We start from the raw sequence: 13,919 nt of genomic DNA, 5'->3' as shown, positions 1-13,919 counted from the left end.
GTCAGCTCGCGCTCCGGTCGTGCAGCACCTTGAACGCGGTGGCGGCGATGATCCGGAGGTCGAGCCACAGCGACCAGTTCCGGATGTAGTGGAGGTCGCACTCGATGCGCTTGTCGAGGTCGGTGTCGCCGCGCCAGCCGTTGACCTGCGCGAGGCCGGTGATCCCCGCCTTGACGAGGTGCTTCTGCATGTACCAGTGGATCTGGCCCTTGAACTGGTCGACGAACATCGGCCGCTCCGGACGCGGACCGACGATGGACATCTCGCCGCGCAGCACGTTGATGAACTGCGGCAGCTCGTCGAGGCTGGTCTTGCGGATGAAGCGGCCGAAAGGCGTCACCGCCTTGCTCGCCGAATTGCCCCAGCGCACGCCGGCGGCCTCGGTGTCCACCGGCATGGAGCGGAACTTGAGCATGCCGAACTGCTTGCCATCCAGGCCCACCCGCACCTGCCGGTAGAACACCGGCCCGCGCGAGCTCAGCTTCACGCCGATCGCCACCGCCGCCATCACCGGCGCCAGCGCCAGCAGTGCGAGCGCGGCCAGCAGGCGATCCTCGGCCGCCTTGATGATCCGCCGGTAGCCGCCCAGGCTGTCGTCGCGCAGGTCGATCACCGGGACCTGGCCGATCTGGTCGACGGCCTGGTTGAGCAGGCCCAGCTCCGACAGATCGGGCACCAGCCGCACCCGGACCGGATGGTGGTCGAGCAGCGCCAGCAGGGCCTTGAGCTCGGCGCGTTCGCTCAGCGGCAGTGCGATCCAGACGTGCTCGGGCTGCTGCTGGTGCAGGTAGGTGGCGAAGTCGTCCATGTCGCCGAGGCACTTGGGCACGACCTCGCCGATGATGCGGTCGTGCCGGGTGTGGAAGTAGCCGGCGATCTGCACGCCGATCCAGCGGTTGGCCTGCAGGTAGCCGTGGATCTGCTGGACCGCGCCGGTCATGCCGACCACCACCGTCCGCTGCACGTCCACGCCGCGCGCGTGCAGCGCACCGAGGCCGCCGCGCAGGCACAGCCGGTAGAGCGCAAGCACCGCGTAGCCGCCGACGTACCACTGCCCCAGCCACAGGCGCGACAGCTCGTTGCCCTGCTGCAGCACCAGGAGCTGCACCGAGAACAGCGCGAAGGCCGAGGTCCAGACGGCGGCGAGCACGCCCAGCTCCTTCCACACCGGGCGACCGCGCCAGCTGCGGTACAGCGGCGACATCCACGACGCCAGCATGGCGTACAGCAGCAGCGCCGCCAGCGCGGTCTGGTAGGGGGCCGTCGGCGGCCAGTCGGCGAAGCGGATCCAATAGGCGAGCAGTCCGGTGGCGGCCACGGCCATGGGATCGCCAACCCGCAGCATCAGATCGACCACCGCCGAATACTTCGAGAGGTAGCGCGGCGCCTGGGTTTCGCCACCCAGCACGCTCATGTCGGTCACCAGCATACGAACGCTCCGCACGTCACTGTGTCGGCCCCCGTGAGGGCGGGACGCTCCGCGCCGGGATCGGCGAGGAGCGCGTTGCCTGCGGGAACCGCGTGCGGATCCCGCCTCTGCCACCAAACTGCCTTGGTCCTGAACCGGTCCCCCGGCGGCGCCCATGTCTGCGCTCCGCCGTGGCGCACTGCAGCGCCCGCCCCTCCCTTGTCGTCCATGGCGCCTGGAGGCGCTCTGCCGGACGTGGGCCCGCGGGCCCGGCGCCGGCACCGGTTCCTCGGCCCTGTGCGGGTCTGGGGACGGTGCCGCCACCTCATCATCTGCGCAAGCTTTTTGTGACCTAGTTCACATTTCCCTTAACGCCAAGACGGGCTCGCCGGCACCGACGGAAGCCTCCGGCGTCGACCGGCGTGCCTGCTGCCGCAGTTGGTTCCACGCGGCATTAACCCGCGCGACGTAGACCGCGTCCCATGCACCCGGCTGATGCCGGTCCGGATGCAGCCAGCGCATCAGCGCCAGGTAGTTGCTGCGGACCCGCGCGAACGCGGCGCCGGCCTCGACCCCGAGCGTGCGCCAGGCATCGCCGCCGGGCGCGAACAGGATCTGCTGGATGAAGAACTTGGCCGCATCGCGGAGCTGGTCCGGAGGCACGCCGTCGGCCGCCGTCGCCGAGGCGCGCGCGGCGCCCGAGGCGATGGCGAGCAGCTCCTCGACGCCAGCCGGCAACGCCTGCGCGCGGGCCAGCGGAACGAGGGTCGGGCGGCGGTAGAGCGCGAGGGCGACTTCCATGGCCGGGCTCATCCGCGCGACAGCCTCGCGGGCAGGCCGGCGCTGCCCTGGTAGTCGTAGGCGCCATAGGCGGCGGCATTGCGGCCCTCGACCCGGTTCAGCAGCACGCCGAGCACCCGCGCCCGCGCCGAATGCAGGCGCTTGAGCGCGGCCTTGGCCACGTCGATGCGGGTGCTCCCGGCGCTCATGACCAGCAGCGTCGCGTGCGAGCCGTTGGCCAGCAGCGGCGCATCGGCCAGCCCCATCACCGGCGGCGAGTCGATGATCACCTGGTCGTAGCCCTCCGAGGCCTGGCTGATCAGCGACATCAGACGCGGGCTAGCGAGGAGTTCCACCGGATTCGGCGGCACCGGGCCGGCGGCGATGAAGCTCAGGGTCGGCTCCTGCGTCGACTGCAGCAGCTCGGCGGGATTGGCGCCGCCGGCAAGGTAGTCGGAGAGGCCGGCGTCGTTCTCGCGCTGGAGCAGGCGGTGCAGCGACGGGTTGCGCATGTCGGCGTCGATCAGCAGCACGTGGCGGCCGAGCTGGGCGAAATTGCAGGCCAGCGAGTAGGCGGTCGTCGACTTGCCCTCCGACGGGCTCGGACTGGTCACCAGCAGGCAGCGCGGGACGCCGCGGTCGGTGCTGAACTGCAGCGCGGTGCGCACCGAGCGGTAGGCCTCGGAGAAGGCGGACCTGCGGTCGACGAGCGCGGTCGTCGGCTCCGCGCCCTTGGTCAGCTTGGGGATCACGCCGAGCACCGCGAGCAGCAGGTTGCGCTCGACCTCGTCCGGCGACTTGATGGTGTTGTCGAAGTGCTCGAGCACGAAGGCCGCGAGCACCCCCAGCATGGCGCCGAACACCAGGCCGATGGCGAGGTTCACCGCCAGCTGCGGCTTGAACGGCTCCAGCGGGCGCTCGGCATGGTCGACGATGGAGATGTTGTTGGTGCCGACGCCGCCGGCCACGCCGATCTCCTTGTAGCGCTGCAGCAGGCCCTCGAAGAGCTGGCGGTTGGTATCGACCTCGCGCTGCAGGGTGTTGTAGCCGATGCTCCGGCTCTGCGTGTCGAGGACGTCGGTGGTCAGGCTCGCCACCTGTGCTCGCAGCATCTGCTCCTGGGCCTTGGCGCCTTCGTACTGCGCGGCGATCGAGGCCTTGATGTTGGCGACCTCGTTGTTGATCTGGCGCTGCAGCTCGTCGAGCTGCGCCTGCATCTGCTGCATCACCGGGAAGCCGGGCTTGTAGATGCTGAGCTTGTCCTGGTACTCGGCCTGCAGCTTCGCGCGCGCCTCCTGCAGGGTCTGCACCGCCGGGCTGCCGAGGATCTCGGCGAGGCCGAGGCCGTGTGCGCTCTGCGCCTGGCGCCAGCGCGCCTCGGCGCGGATGCGGTCGTCCTGCGCACGCGCCAGCGCGGTGTTGATCTCGTCGAGGCTGTTGGACGACAGCGGCCGGCCGGTCTCGCCGATGCTCACGATCTGCTCGCGCTGCGCGTACTCGACCAGTTCGCGTTCGGACTCCTCGAGCCGCCCGCGCAACTCCTGCAGGCGCTGTTCGAGGAACTCCTTGGCGTAGGCCGAGGCGTCGAAGCGGCGATCGAGGTTGGAGGCGATGAACGCGGTGGCGAAGGCGTTGACGATGCGCTGCGAGAAGCCCGGATCCGGCGTCTCCACGCCCAGCCGGACCAGGCGCGAATTGCGGATCGGCTCCACTGCGAAGGCTTGCATGACGCGGTCGACCACCTGGCGCTCGTGCGCCGCCTCGGCCTCCTCCGGCGTCATCGGCACCTCTTCGGTGCCGCGCACCGCGGCGATCAGCGGCGCCCACGGCGGCGGCGCATACAGCGCATCGAACTCGGGATCCTCGGCGAGGCCCAGCTCGTCGACCACGCGCTGCGCCAGCGAGCGGCTCTTCAGGAGCTCGTACTGGGTCTGGTAGAAGTCGCGGTCGGCATCGGACTCGGTGGGCACGATGCCTTCGACGTTCATCACGTTGATGCCGTCGCGCTCGATCTGGATGCTCGCCGTCGCGCGGAAGCTCGGCGTGGACAGCAGCGTGACCGCGAGGGCGATCGCGCCGGCCGCCACCACGAGGCTGAGGATCAACCACTTGCGCTTGATGAGGATGCGCCAGTACTCGGCGAAGTTGACCGCGTCCTCGCGCTGCGCGTCGATGTACTCGATCGACGGCCCGAGCGCACCGCCGGCGGCGGCGGGTACCAGACCGCCATCGGCCTCGCCCGGGACCGGGAACCGCCCGCCGCCGCTCTCCATGTGATTGCTCATGCGGAAATACATCCCTGGCGCGCTCCCCTGGGGAGCGGAAGCACGCCTGTTCGGTCAGTAGGGTTTGAAGCCGATGAAGCCGCGCAGCGTGTCGGTGAGCGCCTTGACGAAGGAGCGCGAGCCCGACTTGTCGACGACGACGATGTCGTCCCCGTAGATCTCCGGATCCGGTGCGGTGCCGCGCCGGATCTCGGTGAGGTCGAACAGTGCCGCATGCTTGCGGCCGTCGATCACCCGGAACACGACCACCGCTTCCGGATCCGCCAGCTCGTCCATGCCCTCGGCCAGCGCCACCGCCTGCAGCAGCGTCGTGCGGCCGGTGATGGGAAAGATCCCGGGCTTGTTGACCGCACCCTCCACGGTGACCCGCTGGCTGGTGTACTCCTTCACGAAGACGCTGACCTGGGGGCTCTGCAGGTAGCCCTCCTGCAGCTTCGCGGCGATCTCCGCCTCCAGTTCCTGGATCGTGCGGCCGCCGGCGGCGACCACCCCGATCAGCGGCAGCGAGACGTTGCCGCTGGAGTTGATCCGGACCTCGCGGCTGATGTCCGGCACCTGGAACACGCTGATCTCGATCAGGTCCAGCGGTCCGAGTCGATAGTCCGAGGTTCCGGTGTAGGCGCCGGAGGTCGCGATGCTGTCGGGCGCGGGGAAGCGGCCGTCGTCCCGGGCCACCACGCGCGTCTCCTGCGCCGCGGCGGTCGCAGCCAGCAGCAGCGCGACCAGCGCCGGAACAAGACGTCGCAGCGCGGTCATGTGCTCATCCTCCGCAGGCCGCGGCCGATCAGGCCGCGCAGGCCGGGCAGCGCCGTCGGCGCGGGCTGGGCCGGCATCGGCACCGACTCCGGAGGTGCATCGGCGAGGACGGCCGTCGGCCGCACCGCAACCATCCGCTCGGCTTCGGCGCTGCCGAGGCGCGATGCCACGGCGTCGCGCGCCGCGGCGAGCTCCGGAGGCCGGCGGGCGCAGTCGTGCGCATCGGTCGCCAGCAGGTGGACCAGGCCGTCGTCGAGGAAGCGCTCGCTCCATCCGCGCACGCGGGCGCCGAACCGCCCCAGCACGGCGCCGGCGGTCAGCTGCATCCACGCGCCGTGCCTCGCCAGGCTCACGAACACTTCGTAGTGATCGTCGATCCAGTCGAGCCGCTCGGGATGGGTGATGACCGGCACGTAGCCCGCCTCGATCAGCGCGACGATGGACGCGTGGAAGCGCGGCGGCGCCAGGTGGTGCGGCGGCTCCAGCAGGAAATAGCGGCTTCCCGCCAGGGTAGGCACCACGCCGCGGCGCAGGCCCTCGACCAGGCCCGGCACCAGGTGCACGTCGCCACCGACCACCAGCCGCAGCGGGATGCGGGCCTGCTCCAGCGCACGCTGCAGGGCGGCGACGGCGGTCCGGATGCCCGCGGCGTCGTTCTCGTAGAGCCCCGGATACACGTGGGGCGTGCACGCCGTCACCCGGATGCCATCCGCGACCGCGCGGCGCGCCATCTCCATCGCGACGGCCAGCGAGGGCGCGCCATCGTCGATTGCGGGCAGCATGTGGCAATGCAGGTCGATCACGTCCTTCCTCTTCCGTCTGCGCGCAGCGAGCGCCAACCCGTCGACGCCCCGCACCGCACCCGGTGATGAGCATCACAAATCCAAGCTGATGCGTCGCACCATAGCGCCAAAAATATGGCGTTGCGACCCGCGTTGTGCTAGGCCGACGAGCGGTCTCGCACGCCGATTGCCATCGCTATCCAAGCGTCGGCAAACGACTTTTTGATGACGCAGCGAAGAACGGCACAGGATTTGCCGCCGGTCGGCCGACGGACGGCGGCGACGGATTCCCGACACGTGAAACCGGTGTGTGCGCCGGGTGACGACCCGGCGGGGTCCGGGTGACGAACCTCCTCAGGCGGCGCGCGCCGCCCGCAGGGCGCGACCGAGTCGTGCGAGGCCCTCGGCCAGGGTCGCCTCGTCGATGTTCAACGGCGGCACGAAGCGCAGCACGTCCGGGCCCGCCTGCAGGATCAGCAGCCCCTCGGCCGCCGCGCGGTCCAGCAGCTCGCCGGCACGTCCCCGCCAGGCGTCGGCGAGCACGGCCCCGAGCATGAGCCCGCGCCCGCGGACGGTCGCGATCACTCCGGTCTCCGCCGCCAGGCACTCGAGTGCGGTGCGCAGCTGGTCTCCACGCGCGCCCACGTTGTCCAGCAGCGACTGCTCGCGCAGCCGGCACAGGACGACACGCGCCACCGCGGCCGCCAGGGGATTGCCGCCGAAGGTGGTGCCGTGGGCGCCGAAGCCGAGGGTCTCCGCCGCCGCCTCGCCCACCAGCATCGCACCGATCGGGAAGCCCGCGCCGAGCGCCTTGGCCAGGGTCACCACGTCCGGCCGCACCCCGTCCCACTGGTGCGCGAACAGGCGTCCGGTCCGGCCCATCCCGGCCTGGATCTCGTCGAACATGAGCAGGGCGCCGTGGCGGTCGCACAGCGTGCGCAGGTGCCCGAGGAAGCCCTGCGCCGCCGGCATCACTCCGCCCTCGCCCTGGATCGGCTCCACCAGTACGGCGCAGACATCGTCGCCGGCGAAGGCCGCCTCGGCCGCTTCGGCATCGTTGAAGTCGACGTAGCGGAAGCCGCCCGGCAGCGGCTCGTAGCCCTCCTGGTACTTCGGCTGCGCGGTGGCGGTGACCGTGGCCAGGGTGCGGCCGTGGAAGCTGCCGCGGAAGGTGAGGATGGTCCTGCGCTCCGGCCCGCGGCCCCGAGCCGCGGCGTGGCGGCGGGCGAGCTTGATGGCGGCCTCGTTGGCCTCCGCCCCGGAGTTGCACAGGAACACGCGCGCGGCGAAGCCGCTCGCCTCCACCAGTTCCGCGGCCAGGCGCAGCGGGGGCTCGCTGTGGAAGACGTTGCTCACGTGCCACAGCCGCTGCGCCTGTTCGGTCAGCGCGGCGACGAGTCCGGGATCGCAGTGGCCGAAGGCGTTCACCGCGATGCCGGCGGCGAGGTCGACGTAGTCGCGCCCCGTGCTGTCCCACACGCGGGCACCCTCGCCGCGCTCGAGCACCAGCTCGCGCTGGCGGTAGATGGGCAGGTAGTAGCGCTGGCCCAGGGCGAGCAGGTCGGCAGGATCGGTCACGGGAGCGTCCAGGTCGGAAAGCCGCGCATTATCGGTCCATCGCCGCGGCGGCGACGATGCGCGGTCGCATCGCCGGCGACCGCGCCCCACAATGGAGCACCGTCCGAGCCGCCCTGCCATGTCCGCTCCCGAATCCCGTACGACGGCCGCGCCCAGGCCCGCCCCGCGATGGGCGCGGGAGGCGAAACCGACGCCGGAGCAGGAAGACTTCGGCCCGGCCGACGGCGCGGTCCGCAGGCGCCTCTACCGCATCATCTTCCAGCACGACACGCGCTCCGGCCTGGCCTTCGACCTGTGCCTGATCGTGGCGATCGTGGCGAGCGTGCTGATCGCGATGATCGACAGCGTGGCGCCGCTGCACGCCCGCCACGGGCACGTCTTCTATGCACTGGAATGGGGATTCACGATCGCCTTCACCGCCGAATACGCGATCCGCCTCTGGATCGTGCGCAGTCCGCTGCGCTACGCGCGCAGCTTCTACGGCGTCATCGACCTGCTGGCGATCATCCCGACCTACGCGTCGCTGCTGCTCGCCGGCAGCCAGTACCTGCTGGTCGTGCGCATCCTGCGCATCCTGCGCGTGTTCCGCCTGCTCAGGCTGGTGCGCTTCCTCCACGAGGCGCGCCAGTTGACCACGGCGCTGCGCGGCAGCGCGCGCAAGATCATGGTGTTCGTGTTCGCGATGCTGGCGATCGTGACCGTGTTCGGCGCCCTGATGTATCTGGTGGAGGGGCCCGAGCACGGCTTCCACAACATCCCGCTGTCGATGTACTGGGCGATCGTCACCGTGGCGACGGTCGGCTACGGCGACATCGCGCCCGGTACAACCCTGGGCCGCCTGCTGTCGTCCATGCTGATCCTTATCGGCTACGGGATGATCGCCGTGCCGACCGGCATCTACACCGCGGAGCTCGCGTCCTCGCTCCGGGCGCGCTCGCACGAGGACGCACGTCGCTGCCGCCAGTGCGCGCTCGCCGGCCACGAGGCCGACGCCCACTTCTGCAGGAACTGCGGCACCGAGCTGGACCCGGCAGACGGCCACCGCGACCTGCACTGAGCATGGTCGCGGCGGGCGGCGGGAATCAGTCGAGGTAGAGGTCGGGCAGCAGCGGCTTGGAGGGATCGACCGCATACGCGGCGAGATCGGTGATGCCCGCCTCGGCGAGGACCTCGTCGTCGATCAGGAAGCGCCCGGTCCGCGCCGACGCCGGCGCGCTCAGCACCGCATGGGCCGCGTCCGCCATGATCGCCGGATGCCGCCCGTTGCCAGGCTCGACGCCGGGGATCATGTTCAGCGCGTCCGTGGCGATCAGGGTCCGTGGCCACAGCGCGTTGACCGCCACGCCCTGCGGCCCGAACTCGGCCGCCAGACCGAGGGTGACGAAGCTCATGCCCATCTTCGCCAGGGTGTAGGCGGTGTGCGGCCCCCACCACTTCGGGTCGAGCGAGGGCGGCGGCGCCAGGGTCAGGATGTGCGGGTTGTCCGACTTCAGCAGGTGCGGGAGGCAGGCCTGCGCGCACAGGAAGCTGCCACGCGCGTTGACCTGCTGCATGAGGTCGAAGCGCTTCATCGGCGTGTCCAGCGTGCCGCGCAGCCAGATCGCGCTGGCGTTGTTGACCAGGATGTCGATGCCGCCGAAGGTCGCAACCGTACGCTCGACCGCCTCGACCACCTGCTGCTCCTCGCGGATGTCGACCTGCAGCGCGAGCGCGCGGCCGCCGGCCGCTTCGACCGCGGCCGCGGTCTCGTGGATGGTGCCGGGCAGCCTGGGATTGGGCACGCCCGACTTCGCCGCGATGACGACGTTGGCGCCATCGCGCGCGAGACGCTCGGCGATGGCGCGACCGATGCCGCGCGAGGCGCCGGTGATGAAGGCGGTCTTGCCGCTCAGGGACACTGCGTTGGCCATGGCGATGCTCGAAGTCGGCGGGAGCCGGCGAGTGTACCGGACGCCACCGTATGGCCAGGTCCTACTCCTCCTGGAACTGCGGCAGCACCTCGACCAGCCGGTCCAGCCGCGCATGCGGATCCTCGTCCTGCAGCAGGCGCTGGCGCTGCGCGTCGCTCAGCGGCAGCAGCTCGGCCAGCCGCCAGCCGACCCAGGCGGCGTCGTCCAGGCGCAGGTTCGCCGCGCGCGCGTGCGGGCTGTCGACCACGTCCAGGAGCCGCGACAGCAGGGTCGAGAGCAGGCCGTGCTGGGGAAGCAGCGCAGGCCCGGTGTCGGTCGCGCACCAGTCGATGTCGCCGAGCACGAGGCCGCTGTCGCGCACCCTCGTGCGCCGCACGCGGAAGCGCCGGCCGCCCTGCGCGGTGATCGCGAGCAGGCCATCATCGGTGGTCGCGAAATCGACGATGCGCGCCTCGGTGCCGACCGCTGCCGGCATCGCCGGCGCACCGGTCTCCTGCCCCGTGAGGATCAGGCACACCCCGAAGCCATGGTCGTTGCGCGTGCACTCGCGCACCATGTCGAGGTAGCGCGTCTCGAAGATGCGCAGGCCGAGCTCGCCGCCCGGGAACAGCACGGCGTTGAGCGGGAACAGGGGAAGCGTGTCGCAGGCCATGGCCCGAGTGTAGCGAGCCTGCGCCGGAATGCCGGGCTCAGCTCCCGGCGAGGGCGGCCAGGAAGCGCCGCGGCGCGTTCTCGAAGCCGCCGTTGGACATGAACACCACGCTGTCGCCGGGCCGCACCCGCGCCGCGAGCGCCTCGATCAAGCCGGCCACGTCCGGCACCGCAACGCCCTCGCCGCGCAGCGACGCGACCACGCGTGCCGCATCCCAGGCCAGCTCCGGGCGATGCAGGAACACCACCGCGTCGGCGTCGGTCAGCGACGGTGCCAGTTCTGCGGCGTGCGCGCCCAGGCGCATGGAGTTACTGCGCGGCTCGAGCGCGACCACCACCCGCCCTTCGCCCCGCGCCCGCAGGCCGGCGAGCGTGGTACGGATGGCGGTGGGGTGATGGGCGAAGTCGTCGTAGATGCGCACGCCGCCCGCCTCGCCGACCACCTCGAGCCGGCGCTTGACGCTGCGGAAGGCGCCGAGTGCGGCGCAGGCCTCCGCCGGCGCGACGCCGACCGCGGCGGCGGCACCGACCGCGGCCAGTGCGTTGAGCGCGTTGTGCTCGCCGAGCAGCGCCCAGTCCACGATCGCCACGGCTTCGCCCTTCCTGCCGACCTCGAAGCGCGAGGCGTCCGCCGCCAGCAGCCGTGCCGACCACTCGAACGCCGCGTCCAGGCCGAATCGCTCGACCGGGGTCCAGCAGCCCATCGCCAGCACCCGCGCGAGGTTGGCGTCGTGGCCGTTGACGATCAGCCGCCCGCGTCCCGGCACGGTGCGCACCAGGTGGTGGAACTGGCGCTCGATCGCGGCGAGGTCGGGGAAGATGTCGGCGTGGTCGAACTCGAGGTTGTTGAGGACGGCCACCTGCGGCCGGTAGTGCACGAACTTCGAACGCTTGTCGAAGAAGGCGGTGTCGTACTCGTCGGCCTCGACCACGAAGGCGGCACCCGAGCCCAGGCGCGCGGACACGCCGAAGTTCTCCGGCACGCCGCCGATCAGGAAGCCCGGCGCCCGCCCCGTCGCATCGAGGATGTGCGCCAGCATCGAGGTGGTGGTGGTCTTGCCGTGGGTGCCGGCCACCGCCAGCACGCTGCGGCCCGGCAGGACCTGCTCGGCCAGCCACTGCGCGCCCGAGGTGTAGCGCAGGCCGGCGTCGAGCACGTGCTCGACCGCCGGATTGCCGCGCGAGAGCGCGTTGCCGACCACCACCTCGTCCACGTCGGTGGCGATGTTCCCGCCGGCGTAGCCGCTGCGCAGCGCGATGCCGAGCGCCTCGAGCTGGGTCGACATCGGCGGATAGACGTTCTGGTCGGAGCCCTCGACCGCATGGCCCTGCTCGCGCGCCAGCGCCGCCACGCCGCCCATGAAGGTGCCGGCGATCCCGAGGATGTGGAGTTTCACGATGCTGCGGCGGTGCCGGTCAGGCGGCGGTGGCCTGCCCGCAGGCGGAGATGATGCGGCTGAACACCTCGTCGAGCCCGCCGACGCCGTCGACGATGGCGAGCGTGCCCTTGTCGCGGTAGTGGCCGATCACCGGCGCGGTCTGCTCCTCGTAGACGCGCAGCCGATGGCGCACGGCGTCGGCGCTGTCGTCGGCGCGGCCTTCGGCCTGGGCGCGGCCGGCGATGCGCTCGACCAGCATCTCGACCGGCACTTCCAGCTGGATCGCGACGTCCACCGGCTGCCCGAGCCGGGCCAGCAGGTCGTCGAGGGCCGCGGCCTGGGCCAGGTTGCGCGGGTAGCCGTCGAGGATGAAGCCGCGCGCGACGTCGGCGCGCGAAAAGCGGTTCTCGAGCATGCCGAGCAGGATCGCGTCGGAGACCAGGTCGCCGCGGGCCATGATGGCCTTGGCCTCGTTGCCGAGCGCGGTGCCCGCGACCACTTCCCCGCGCAGCAGGTCGCCGGTGGAGATGTGCGGCACCTCGTAGTGATCCTTCAGACGTGCCGCCTGCGTGCCCTTGCCCGAGCCGGGCGCACCCAACAGTACCAGTCGCATCGGTGAGTCATCCCTCGGGCGCCACGCGTCGTTCGCGACGGACAGGCGCCCGGAAAAGAAAAGACAACGCACGGTGCGCAACGAACCGGGGCCGAAGCCTGCCAGACGTACGCCCGTGCGGACGCGGCAACGCTAACCGCCGCACCCGGGCAAGTCAAACCGCCGTTTGGCGTCGAATTCGGCGCCGGAAACGCTCAGTCTGCACGACGTTCGACACCAGTTCCCGCAGCGAAGGAGCCTCACCCATGGCCAGCGGTACCCTCCTCTACGCGCAGTCCGGCGGCGTCACCGCGGTGATCAACGCCACCGCCAGCGCCGTCATCCGCACCGCACGCGCGAAGCGGGTGCGCGTGCTCGCCGCGCGCAACGGCATCCTCGGCGCGCTGCGCGAGGACCTCATCGACACCAGCGCCGAACCCGCGGCCGCGATCCGCGCGCTCGCGCACACCCCCGGCGGCGCCTTCGGCTCGTGCCGCTACAAGCTGGGCGCGCTGGACGCCGACCGGCCGAAGTACGAGCGCCTGCTCGAGGTCCTGCGCGCGCACGACGTGCGCTGGTTCCTCTACAACGGCGGCAACGACTCGGCCGATACCGCGCTCAAGGTCTCCCGCCTCGCCGCCGAGTTCGGCTACCCGCTGACCTGCGTGGGCGTGCCCAAGACCATCGACAACGACCTCGCCGTCACCGACGCCTGCCCCGGTTTCGGCTCCGCGGCGAAGTACACCGCGGTCTCGGTGCGCGAAGCCGCGCTGGACGTGGCGGCGATGGCCGACACCTCGACCCGCGTCTTCATCTACGAGGCCATGGGCCGGCACGCGGGCTGGCTGGCCGCGGCGGCGGGGCTCGCCGGGCAGACGCCGGACGAGGCGCCGCAGGTGATCCTCCTGCCCGAGCGGACGTTCGACGAGGCCGCCTTCCTGGCCAGGGTGCGGCAGGTCGTGGAGCGCGTGGGCTGGTGCGTGGTGGTCGCGTCCGAGGGCATCCGCGACGCGGACGGGCGCTTCGTCGCGGAGGCCGGGGGCAGCGACGCCTTCGGGCACAGCCAGCTCGGCGGCGTCGCCGCGCACCTGGCCGACCGGGTCAAGCAGGCGCTCGGCTTCAAGGTGCACTGGACCCTGCCCGACTACCTGCAGCGCTCCGCGCGCCACATCGCCTCGGCCACCGACTGGGAGCAGGCGCAGGCGGTCGGCGCGGCGGCGGTGGAGTTCGCCCTGGCCGGCCGCAACGCGGTGATGCCGGTGATCGTGCGCACCACGGACGCGCCCTACCGGTGGCGGATCGAGGCGGCGCCGCTGGCCCGGATCGCCAACCACGAGAAGTCGATGCCGGCGGGCTTCATCCGCCGCGACGGCTTCGGCATCACCGGCAGGGCGCGTCGCTACCTCGAGCCGCTGATCCGCGGCGAGGCGCCGCTGCCCTATGGCCGCGACGGCCTGCCGAAGTACGTGACCCTGCGCAACCGGACGGTGCCCAGGCGCCTGCCGGCCTGGGAAGGATGAGCCCGCGGCGGCTGCGCTCACGCCGCCGCGTCGGCGCCTCCGGCACGGTCGGGTCGGTCCGGCGCGATGCTCCGCCGCAGTCGCCATGTCCCGCCCCGCTTCCGCCCCGGCTCCCGGCTGCCTGCTCGGCAACGACGTCGCCAACCAGCTGGTCGAGGCCCACCGTACCCGCAGCCTGGTCCTGTTCGTGGGCGCCGGCGCGTCGATGGAGCTGGGGCTGCCGTCGTGGCGCGAGCTGACCGACCACATGGCGCACGAGCCGGATTTCGAGCCCGAGG

Annotated in this window: 12 protein-coding genes; 2 read left to right on the top strand and 10 right to left on the bottom strand. The window is 71.6% G+C overall.

Annotated features, from left to right (window positions below):
* Position 1 precedes the first annotated feature (1 nt).
* From KB893_RS15485 to KB893_RS15460, 6 genes are all read right to left on the bottom strand, one after another.
* A complete protein-coding gene (locus tag KB893_RS15485; protein WP_211927211.1) occupies positions 2-1,429 on the bottom strand; it encodes an undecaprenyl-phosphate glucose phosphotransferase in 1,428 nt (475 codons plus the stop codon).
* Positions 1,430-1,765: 336 nt separating this feature from the next.
* Positions 1,766-2,209, bottom strand: a complete 444-nt coding sequence (locus KB893_RS15480) for a J domain-containing protein (protein WP_211927210.1) — start codon at positions 2,207-2,209, stop codon at positions 1,766-1,768.
* Positions 2,210-2,217: 8 nt separating this feature from the next.
* On the bottom strand, positions 2,218-4,473 hold the full coding sequence (locus tag KB893_RS15475; protein WP_213173857.1) for a GumC family protein: 2,256 nt from the start codon (positions 4,471-4,473) through the stop codon (positions 2,218-2,220).
* Positions 4,474-4,527: 54 nt separating this feature from the next.
* A complete protein-coding gene (locus tag KB893_RS15470; RefSeq protein WP_211926316.1) occupies positions 4,528-5,229 on the bottom strand; it encodes a polysaccharide biosynthesis/export family protein in 702 nt (233 codons plus the stop codon).
* The gene (locus KB893_RS15465; protein ID WP_211926315.1) at positions 5,226-6,032 is read right to left on the bottom strand and encodes a tyrosine-protein phosphatase; all 807 of its coding nucleotides are present in this window, start codon (positions 6,030-6,032) and stop codon (positions 5,226-5,228) included. Before KB893_RS15465 ends, KB893_RS15470 begins: the two co-directional genes overlap by 4 nt.
* A gap of 333 nt (positions 6,033-6,365) precedes the next feature.
* The gene (locus KB893_RS15460; protein WP_338026984.1) at positions 6,366-7,589 is read right to left on the bottom strand and encodes an acetylornithine/succinylornithine family transaminase; all 1,224 of its coding nucleotides are present in this window, start codon (positions 7,587-7,589) and stop codon (positions 6,366-6,368) included.
* A 118-nt stretch (positions 7,590-7,707) separates the two neighbouring features.
* Here KB893_RS15460 and KB893_RS15455 point away from each other — a divergent pair, with 118 nt between their 5' ends.
* Positions 7,708-8,646 (top strand): ion transporter, encoded by a 939-nt coding sequence (locus tag KB893_RS15455; protein WP_211926313.1) that lies wholly within the window; start codon positions 7,708-7,710, stop codon positions 8,644-8,646.
* Between the two features lie 25 nt (positions 8,647-8,671).
* Here KB893_RS15455 and KB893_RS15450 read toward each other — a convergent pair whose 3' ends face one another.
* The 4 genes from KB893_RS15450 to KB893_RS15435 form a co-directional block, all read right to left on the bottom strand.
* Positions 8,672-9,499 (bottom strand): SDR family oxidoreductase, encoded by an 828-nt coding sequence (locus tag KB893_RS15450; protein WP_211926312.1) that lies wholly within the window; start codon positions 9,497-9,499, stop codon positions 8,672-8,674.
* A 61-nt stretch (positions 9,500-9,560) separates the two neighbouring features.
* Positions 9,561-10,151 carry an LON peptidase substrate-binding domain-containing protein gene (locus tag KB893_RS15445; RefSeq protein WP_211926311.1) on the bottom strand — a complete coding sequence of 197 codons (591 nt, stop codon included), beginning with the start codon at positions 10,149-10,151 and terminating at the stop codon, positions 9,561-9,563.
* 37 nt (positions 10,152-10,188) lie between these two features.
* Positions 10,189-11,511 carry a UDP-N-acetylmuramate:L-alanyl-gamma-D-glutamyl-meso-diaminopimelate ligase gene (gene mpl / locus KB893_RS15440; RefSeq protein WP_246505710.1) on the bottom strand — a complete coding sequence of 441 codons (1,323 nt, stop codon included), beginning with the start codon at positions 11,509-11,511 and terminating at the stop codon, positions 10,189-10,191.
* A gap of 55 nt (positions 11,512-11,566) precedes the next feature.
* On the bottom strand, positions 11,567-12,142 hold the full coding sequence (locus KB893_RS15435; RefSeq protein WP_211926310.1) for an adenylate kinase: 576 nt from the start codon (positions 12,140-12,142) through the stop codon (positions 11,567-11,569).
* 245 nt (positions 12,143-12,387) lie between these two features.
* On the opposite strand from KB893_RS15435, the gene KB893_RS15430 reads away from it, so the two are divergent.
* The gene (locus KB893_RS15430) at positions 12,388-13,641 is read left to right on the top strand and encodes a 6-phosphofructokinase (protein ID WP_211926309.1); all 1,254 of its coding nucleotides are present in this window, start codon (positions 12,388-12,390) and stop codon (positions 13,639-13,641) included.
* The last annotated feature ends 278 nt before the right edge of the window (positions 13,642-13,919 follow it).

Source organism: Coralloluteibacterium stylophorae, assembly GCF_018122625.2.
Classification (GTDB): Bacteria; Pseudomonadota; Gammaproteobacteria; order Xanthomonadales; family Xanthomonadaceae; genus Coralloluteibacterium; species Coralloluteibacterium stylophorae.
This window is presented reverse-complemented; position numbering and strand designations above follow the sequence as displayed.